General features: G+C 50.5%; 8 protein-coding genes. 7 read left to right on the top strand and 1 reads right to left on the bottom strand.

Annotated elements, in window-relative coordinates:
• Positions 1-16: 16 nt before the first annotated feature.
• A complete protein-coding gene (locus tag HOK28_04085) occupies positions 17-187 on the bottom strand; it encodes a hypothetical protein (GenBank protein ID MBT6432245.1) in 171 nt (56 codons plus the stop codon).
• 181 nt (positions 188-368) lie between these two features.
• On the opposite strand from HOK28_04085, the gene HOK28_04080 reads away from it, so the two are divergent.
• The 7 genes from HOK28_04080 to phnD all read left to right on the top strand — a co-directional run bounded on the left by HOK28_04080 (position 369) and on the right by phnD (position 8,325).
• Positions 369-1,886, top strand: a complete 1,518-nt coding sequence (locus HOK28_04080) for a hypothetical protein (protein ID MBT6432244.1) — start codon at positions 369-371, stop codon at positions 1,884-1,886.
• A 65-nt stretch (positions 1,887-1,951) separates the two neighbouring features.
• Positions 1,952-2,824, top strand: coding sequence for a hypothetical protein (locus HOK28_04075; GenBank protein ID MBT6432243.1), 873 nt, complete (start codon positions 1,952-1,954; stop codon positions 2,822-2,824).
• 83 nt (positions 2,825-2,907) lie between these two features.
• Positions 2,908-4,155, top strand: a complete 1,248-nt coding sequence (locus HOK28_04070) for a ferredoxin--NADP reductase (protein ID MBT6432242.1) — start codon at positions 2,908-2,910, stop codon at positions 4,153-4,155.
• Positions 4,152-4,892, top strand: a complete 741-nt coding sequence (locus tag HOK28_04065; GenBank protein ID MBT6432241.1) for a MerR family transcriptional regulator — start codon at positions 4,152-4,154, stop codon at positions 4,890-4,892. Before HOK28_04070 ends, HOK28_04065 begins: the two co-directional genes overlap by 4 nt.
• Before the next feature lie 19 nt (positions 4,893-4,911).
• Positions 4,912-6,114: a ferritin-like domain-containing protein gene (locus tag HOK28_04060; protein ID MBT6432240.1), complete on the top strand. Its 1,203-nt coding sequence runs from the start codon at positions 4,912-4,914 to the stop codon at positions 6,112-6,114.
• Positions 6,115-6,195: 81 nt separating this feature from the next.
• Entirely contained in the window at positions 6,196-6,858 is a 663-nt protein-coding gene (locus HOK28_04055) for an SDR family oxidoreductase (GenBank protein ID MBT6432239.1), read from the top strand.
• A 105-nt stretch (positions 6,859-6,963) separates the two neighbouring features.
• A complete protein-coding gene (phnD, locus tag HOK28_04050; GenBank protein ID MBT6432238.1) occupies positions 6,964-8,325 on the top strand; it encodes a phosphate/phosphite/phosphonate ABC transporter substrate-binding protein in 1,362 nt (453 codons plus the stop codon).
• The last annotated feature ends 118 nt before the right edge of the window (positions 8,326-8,443 follow it).

The following is an 8,443-nucleotide window of genomic DNA, read 5'->3' as shown; positions in this document are numbered from 1 at the left end:
CCTCCCAGACGATAAATTACTGCACCTCGGAGCCGGGGTTGGTCTTGGCGCCGCCGGATACGGCTTGGCCGCGTGCCTTCATGAGAAAAGCTGGGTCCGCGCCTCGAGCGGCATCGCGCTGGGCACACTGGTCGGTGGCGTTAAGGAATGGCTCGATGCCAGGCACGGCGGTGAGTCCTCGGGCCATGATTTTCTAGCGACACTTGCAGGTACCGCTCTGAGCGTCGGGTTACTTTTCATTTGGGACCAGTTAAGTCCCTATAAAGACGAAGAAAAAACCAAGACAGGCTCCTTGCCTTCCTCGCCAAATCGTGAGACGGCTCTAGGGCTACAGCCTTTGAATATGCTTATCAGGAATGCAACTACCCATGAATCTGCACTTTCCACGGGAATTTCGGGACACGCTTTTCAAACTCGATCCCAGATCCCTTTTGGCGTTTCGTCTTCTTCTCACGACCGCACTCTTCACGGACCTCGCCGAGCGCTTCTTCAACACGAGTTATTTCTTCACTGAATCTGGTGTTTTTCCCGAGCCACTCTGGGACAAACTCTATGGCTTCAAGCCGTACTACTGGAGCATGCATTTTAGTGACTCAGACATCGTCATTTGGGGGCTTGTTGGGCTCCAAGTGATACTTGCTGGCTGTTTGGTACTCGGATACCGGTTACGCATCACCCTACTCATGTCATGGGTCTTGTTACTGAGCATGAACCTAGGCAACCCATTGCTGACCTACGGCGGTGATAAACTCTCACCTGGGCTGCTGCTGATTGCTGCCATTATTCCGCTCACCGTCGCACAGCGCCAAAAAGCCGGTCACGGACCGCTCACCTATCTCGCTGGTTTTTTGATGCTCACCCAAGTCACGATGCTTTATACGGCCGCGGGTGCCGCGAAAGTCTGGCAAGTCTATTGGATGAATGGCGACGCCTTGTATAACGCCATGAACTTCAACCTCTTGGTAAAGCCACTGGGTCTCTTTCTGCTCAATTTTGAAACGTTTCTCAGAGTCTCCTCCTGGGCAACTCCCTGGGCGGAAATCATATTGCCAATGCTTTGTTGGATTCCCTCTTGGAAGGGTCGAATTAGGACTCTGGCACTGCTTGGCATTCTAAGCCTCAACATCGGTATTTGGCTCACCATGGACGTGGGCTACTTTATGTTCTATTCGAGCGCAGCGGTTATCTGCCTGCTACCAGCTATCTTCTGGGATACCATCGCTCCCCTAACTTCGCGGATGCAGCAATGGCTCCAAAGGCCCGGCTTCACCCTAGGGCGCCGAATCACAGCATGGCTTGCCCATGAAACTCAGCCTGTCCTTGAAGACGCAGCATCTGCGCGACCGAGTCTTGACCTCATGAGCAAGCTGCGTGCAGGCATCATGGTTTGGTTGATTCTCGTCCTCAGTATCTCAGGTCTAGAAGGCATGAAGGTTTGGAAACGGGTCAACTGGCCCTCACCGATTTGGAATGCTGTACGCGCCCCAAACCTCTACCAAAACTGGGGTCTATTCACGAACCCCAATACTCAGCTCCAGTGGTATGTAAGCAAAGCCACACTCGCCAACGGGAGGATTGTAGACATCCTCCAGGACGGTGCTCCAGTGAGCTTTCCTAGACCAACGACCCGCCCGGAACTTTTCCGCGGGAACTTTCGCTGGAGACTGGCTTTTGCAAAGGCCAACAAACACAAGAAACATACTGCCGTGCGCAGTGCTATTACCTCTAACGTGGCCCGGATTTGGAACGATCATCACGGGCCAGACGAGCAAGTTCAAAGTCTTCAGATATTTAAAATGTCAAAAGTTCTATCGAAAACATATGCTTACAAGAGACATTGGAAATCTTGGGGCAACTGGGCCGCGGATAAAGAGCAATCTAACTAGCTTTTTTCGCAACACGCCGAAATTTTAGCCGATACTCTTGTTGTAACCCAAGCAGGAGAATTTACATGTCGGTTCAGCTTAATCCAAAACGTGTCGCCCCAACCGTTTCTCAGCCCGCACCAACACCAGCTCCGCAAGCCTTGGCAAAAACGCCCAACGCTCTTGTCGGCAGCGAAGATACCTACGAGGGCCCAGCATCGTCGGCGAACCCTGCGCCAGTCATCGACAAATACAACGCCACCACCGATGGCTCATCCTTCACGAAAAGTGTGATGGAATTCTTGATTAGATTAACCTGGAAAATGGGTTCTTCATCCGTATTTGAGAATCCAAAGCGCCTCACTACAGACTCTGTCACGCCGATTCTCGATCAGCTAAAACCCGGAGATATCATTCTCAATGGCTCTGGAGGTGGTTTAACGCATGCCGCAGTTTATGCGGGAGATGGCGAAATTATTCACAGCATGGCCACCAACACCACCGGTCGAGGCTTTTTGGGAGCAGTATGGGACACCATCAAACGTACCTTCGGCCACCAACCCGAAAACGTGGGCGTCATCAAAGAAAAGCTCGGTGACTTCTTCGACCGCTACCCAAGAGACACCATGGTGGTTATGCGCGACGAAAACTTAAACGATTCCCAGCGCGCTTATGGAGTAAGCAATATTGAGAAACTGGTCGGCTCCGGTTACGACTACGACTTTACCGCAGGCGACGATACTTACTACTGCACCGAAATCGGCATTGAGTTCCTCAAAGCAGCTCAAGGTGAAGCACCTATCTTCAATACGACTCATCACAGTGTACCCATGCTATGGTCCTCCGATGTTGTAGAGCCACCAAACATGTATGAAAACCAGTCACTTACGCCAGTTCTTGCTTCAGAAACCGCCCGTGAACAATGGAGCGAAGGCCGCACTATCCCCGCCTGGTTTTGAGTAATAGTCCAAAAATCTAGAACTTCATCCCAATGTGTAAAGTGTTGCTTGACACTTTACTCTATACGGTCCAAACTTCTTGTATGAAGTATGCCCCTCCGACCGATCCCGCCTTATTGAGGCAACCCACCTCAACTCCCAAGATGCTCGACGGTGAAGGGCGTATTCGAGGTAGCTTGCGACAGCTTTACCGCGACGTCGACAGCGTGCTCTGGGCCTTTCGAGGAACATCCCCCGCTCCTTTTAGCCTGAGAGATGGCTCGGCTTACGACAATCAATTGCGTGCAGTCGGTGCAGAATTGTCCAACCAAAGAGAGATGGACGTTGTTGCAATCGATAAGATTGCCGAAGACGCCGTAAAAATCACACTTCGCCCTACCGACAAGCAACCAATCCAATTTTATGCTGGGCAATTCCTTACCCTCGCTATCGAAATAGACGGTGAGCTGGTTAAGCGTCCTTACAGTATTTGCTCCTCTCCGGATCAAGAAGACACCGTTTCAATCGGAGTTCGTGCGCTCAATAACGGGAAGATGTCTACCTATCTCAACAATGTGCTCGAAGCTGGCGACACTGTTGGTGTCTACGGTCCTTCCGGTTCCTACGGCGTTCAAAACATCTCTGAACTCGGCCAACACACCGTCTGCATTGCAGGGGGAAGCGGTATTACACCCCAAATGGCGATTTTGAAATACACGCTTGAGCAATCCAGCGAGAGCCTGGCTACACTGATATTTATCAATAGAACCGTTGAATCGACGATGTTTCATAATGAGATTAAAGAGCTGAAAAAAAGCTTTGGAGACCGGTTCACCCTGCACTCAATTTATACTCGGTCCACCAAGAAGCACACCCGAATCAAAGCCAAACGCCTCAGTACCTTACTCAAGCCGACGACAAGCCCTGCCTTGGCGAGCCAATACTTTTTGTGTGGTCCAGAAGAGCTTATGAATCTTACTCATCAAACGCTTGAGCAACTCGGTGTTAAGCCTGATTATATTCACCGTGAGGAATTTACGGCCGCAATATCCCAGGTCGACCAAAATATGAGCGAGCGGGTTGAGTCGTTGACCGTTCACACCGATACCGGACATCAGTTAACAACCGTCAATCCTGGCCAAACGCTCCTTGAAGCAGGTCTTCAGGCCGGTATTACACTGCCCTTTTCATGCACGATGGGCGGCTGTGGTGCGTGCAAAGTAAAAGTAGTTAAAGGCGACGTCGCAATGCCTGAGCCCAATTGCTTGACTCAAGAGGACAAGGCCAGCGGGCACATTCTAAGCTGTATTTCCCACGCATGCGGACCCGTGATTCTTGAGGTGAAATCATGAGTAGCGCTGCCACTTCAATTGATGACGACACTTGGCACTACAAGATGAAGGACCTGTGTAAAATTACAGGATTAGGCCGGCAAGCGATCCATTTCTATATCCAACAAGGGCTTGTTCCACCCGGCCGAAAGACCGGTCACAACATGGCTTGGTACAGCGAGAGTCATCTTGAACGAATTCAAATGATTCGCAAATTACAACATGAACGGTTTCTTCCGCTAAAAGCCATCAAAGCGATGCTGGATGAACAAGACACACTCTATAGCCCAGCCCAAAGAGACTTCTTAAAAGACCTTCGTCAGTCTGTTCAGATTGAAGGGATGTCAGCTGATACGCTTGCTGCTGGCGCAGTACGGGCCGATGAGTTGGTGGCGAGTAAAATCATCACCAAAGAAGACTTAGAAGAACTCATCGAAGCTCAAATTATTGGCTCACAAACCGACGACGACGGAAATACCATTGTGTCTCAAAAAGACATCGGCATCCTGAAAATTCTAACCGAGCTTCGCGAAGCGGGGTTCTCGAAGGAACTCGGGTTTCATGCTGAGCTGATCCGCGGATATGAGACATCAATGTCTGAGCTGGTTAAATGGGAAGCTCAACTGGTAACTGAAAAATTGGGCAAACTCCCAGCTCAGGAAGCCGCTTCAGTTATTCAGGAAGCGCTGCCTGTCGTGCACAAGTTACTCATTCATTATCACCAAGTTCGAATCACTGATATTTTGGCATCACTCTAAGAATTTCGAGGAGCATCGTATGGTATTAAAAGTTACTCAACATCTTCCCCACGCAGTTGCGAACCAACTCGACAGCTACACAGAAGCGTTTGAGATCTTCAGTCATATCCGGGATCCAAAAGTATTGAAAGCTCTCGGACCATCGGGCGTGCGAGGACTGCTGCTCAAACGAGGTAAACAAGGGGTTCCTACCCAAATGCCGGCCAACCACAGTGCTCACTTCGACTGGACCTACCCACACGACAACCAAGAAATGGCCGAGCTCTACAAACTGGCCAAACAAGGGCAGTGGGACGGTGACGATTTACCGTGGCACACCAATGTCGACCCTCTGAACCCAGAGGTGCCACTGCTCCCGGAGAACTTCTTCGACTTTTCAGCACTCAAGGATATGAGGATTTTTCTCACGGAAGACGAGTCGCGTAAGTTTACATACAGCATCACCTCATGGATGCTTTCTCAGTTTCTACACGGCGAACAAGGTGCATTGTTTGCGGCGGCTCAGGTCACCGAGGCAGTTCAGTTTTTTGACGGGAAGCTCTACGGCGCCACTCAAGTCATGGACGAAGCACGTCACGTTGAAGTCTTTCAACGCTACCTAGAATCTAAACTTAACAAGCTCTACACCATCAATGATAACCTGTTTGTCATCATCGACTCGCTGATGACCGATGGCCGATGGGACATGAAGTTTCTCGGTATGCAGATCATGGTTGAAGGACTCGCTCTCGGTGCATTCGGGATGATTTACAAAGGCACCAAGGAACCTCTTCTCAAGCAACTGCTTGCGCAGGTCATTCAAGATGAAGCTCGCCATGTCCACTACGGAGTCATCGCACTTCGCGAACATATAGTGGGCGAGCTCTCAGAGGCCGAGCGCCAAGAACGAGAAGACTGGGCATTTGAAATCGCCCTGCTGATGCGCAACCGCTTCATGGCATACGAAGTTTATGAAGAATGGTTTGAGGGCATCATGAGCCGCGAAAAATGGCGTAAGCTCATTTCAGTGGCTCCAGGTATGGAAGAGTTTCGCACCGTGATGTTCAGCCGCTTGGTTCCCAATTTACGAGAGATTGGTTTGCTATCAGACCGCATTAAACCCGCTTATGAATCGGCAGGTCTTATGAAATATTTTGGTGGTGCATCGGCCAACTCGCTCACCGGTGATGACATGCTTAAACAACTGGATGCCGAAGGCGCAATCAATCTAAACGTTGGATAAACCTCCCGATGGGTGCTGCTTGCACTCCGCTTCAATATTGACCATTTAACTCCCGAGTTCCTTAACGACGGGAGATGAAGCATGGCTACAGTATTTATCACGGGTGCCAACAAAGGCATCGGGCTTGAGCTTGCCAAACAATTGCACGCCCGTGGCGATACAATCCACGCAAGCTGCCGTTCAAGTTCCCCGGAACTGGACGCACTGGGCGCTCACGTTCATTCGGGCATCGATGTTCGAGAACCTGAAGCCCATCTCAAGCTTCAGCAGGCGCTAGAAGGTACCAAACTTGATCTTATCATTCAAAATGCGGGAATCCTGACCCCTACAACACTCGGCGAGCTCGATGCCGCAGCAATCCGTGAACAATTTGAAGTCAACGCCCTCGGCCCCCTCATGCTGACCGAGCGGCTACTGGGTAATCTCACACAGGGCGGTAAAATTGCCTTGATTTCAAGCCGAATGGGTTCAATCGCTGACAACACCTCAGGCAGCTCCTATGGATACCGGATGTCCAAGGCAGCGCTCAATATCGCTGGCGTTTCTTTGGCCAAGGATCTTGAGAGCCGACAAATCGCAGTGACTATATTGCACCCAGGATACGTCCAGACAGATATAACTGCGGGCCGAGGCTTTATCACCGCTGATGTTGCCGCAAGTGGGTTAATCGAGAGGATAGATGACTTAAGTCTTGAGACCTCCGGCCACTTCTGGCATCAAAGCGGCGAGAAGCTTCCGTGGTAAAAATACTAACTAGTTGATATTGATGAATAAAAGTTGGCAGTATTGAAGACCAACCGACACGGTGCTACCGTGCGTCAAAACAACATTTGAATGGAGGGGCCGACTATGCAGGCTATTCTCGCCTTGTCCCTAGTGGTTTCGTCTCTTGTATCTAATCCCGACTTGCTCTTGCAGACTGGGGATAAAGCACCGCCGTATTCCATGCGCGATCTGGATGGCAACGTATTCTCGCTAAGGGACCTGACAGGCCCAACTGCGGCAACGCCCTCTAAAACGGTACTGATGGTATTCTTCGCGACTTGGTGTGAGCCTTGTAAAGCGGAACTGCCAGACCTTCGACAAATCGAAAAGCTATGGAAGACCCGTGAAGTTCAGGTCGTTCATATTGGGCTCTCCCAGAACACCGAAACGCTCTTGCCCTTCTCGCTTGAGCAACGGATTACCTGGCCACTGGTCCCGGATTCATTCGGACTCCTTGGCAGGCGCTATGGCGTCGACCAGCTGCCGCACCTCTTTATTATCAACCGAGATGGAGATATCGCGTATCAAAAGCGTGGCCTCGATCCGAGCCTCTTTGAAACGTTGAATGCGCAGCTCGCACTCGCCACTGGCTATGAAGCGCCCGTTGTCACTTCTAAGCGCGCAACCAATGCAACGAAATCAGCCGTTGTTGCCCGCTTCGAGCAAGAGCTTAAATTTGCCCGTGCACCCTCTTCAGAGGACTCTGCTGCTCGCTGGCAACCGCTGGCAACTTATATCGGTGAGCACGCCAAGGCTCGAATCGATATGGTTCAGGAAAAGGCATATACGCATTTCGAACGCGGTATTAAAAATGCCAAGTACGACCTGTTCAACGCAGGACCTATGCTTTGCAGTGAAGCACTCAAGAATTACGAGCCTGCTGCCCTGATTGAGCGCGAAGGATCTCGCTCTTATACGGGAATCACGTTTGTACCTCGCAAGAGTGCAATCAAATCAGTTGCCGATCTCAAGGGTAAAACCATCGGAATGGTTTCTGCCACTTCGACAAGTGGTGGTCTCTACCCACAAAAACTGCTCCTCGACGCGGGTCTCCGCCCGGGTAAAGACGTAAGAATCAAATGGTTTGGAAGCCATGCGAAGGTAGCCAATGCAGTGAAAAAAGGCTGGGTTCACGCTGGAGCATGCTTTGAAGACTGCCGAAATCTCGCTTGGAAAACCCAACAGCAAAAGACTAAAGCTACCCGAATTCTTGCCTACACTGCTGATATTCCAGCAGAAATGATTATGATCAAACGCAGTTTGCCTGCCGAGACCAAGGCAGCTATCCGTCAGGCTCTCACTAAAACTGACGACCGAAAAGGCATTCTGGCCCGTATTTCACAGCAAGAACCTCCTATTTCCGGGATAGTAGCCGCAACAGAGCAAGAACTTGAGTCTGTTCAGAAGGTTGTGAAGCAAGTCAGAGCCAAAAACAAAAAGAATTAATTCTCAAGAGCCCTATCACCTGTTCCCTTGATGCATTGAAGTCACCTCGGCTTCCCCCTATGATCACTCTTAGCCATGAGTGAGTCCAAAGAGCATGACAAGCAAATGACCGAAGATG

Source organism: Deltaproteobacteria bacterium (assembly GCA_018668695.1).
In the GTDB taxonomy this organism is placed as follows: domain Bacteria; phylum Myxococcota; class XYA12-FULL-58-9; order XYA12-FULL-58-9; family JABJBS01; genus JABJBS01.
The sequence above is the reverse complement of the archived record's forward strand: the minus strand, read 5'-3'. Positions and strand labels throughout refer to the sequence as shown.

Bases quoted from the DNA above. Each gene is read 5' to 3' on its own strand.
- HOK28_04085 (MBT6432245.1), bottom strand. From the start codon at position 187: ATGGCCCGAGGACTCACCGCCGTGCCTGGCATCGAGCCATTCCTTAAC.
- HOK28_04080 (MBT6432244.1), top strand. From the start codon at position 369: ATGAATCTGCACTTTCCACGGGAATTTCGGGACACGCTTTTCAAACTC.
- HOK28_04075 (MBT6432243.1), top strand. From the start codon at position 1,952: ATGTCGGTTCAGCTTAATCCAAAACGTGTCGCCCCAACCGTTTCTCAG.
- HOK28_04070 (MBT6432242.1), top strand. From the start codon at position 2,908: ATGAAGTATGCCCCTCCGACCGATCCCGCCTTATTGAGGCAACCCACC.
- HOK28_04065 (MBT6432241.1), top strand. From the start codon at position 4,152: ATGAGTAGCGCTGCCACTTCAATTGATGACGACACTTGGCACTACAAG.
- HOK28_04060 (MBT6432240.1), top strand. From the start codon at position 4,912: ATGGTATTAAAAGTTACTCAACATCTTCCCCACGCAGTTGCGAACCAA.
- HOK28_04055 (MBT6432239.1), top strand. From the start codon at position 6,196: ATGGCTACAGTATTTATCACGGGTGCCAACAAAGGCATCGGGCTTGAG.
- phnD (MBT6432238.1), top strand. From the start codon at position 6,964: ATGCAGGCTATTCTCGCCTTGTCCCTAGTGGTTTCGTCTCTTGTATCT.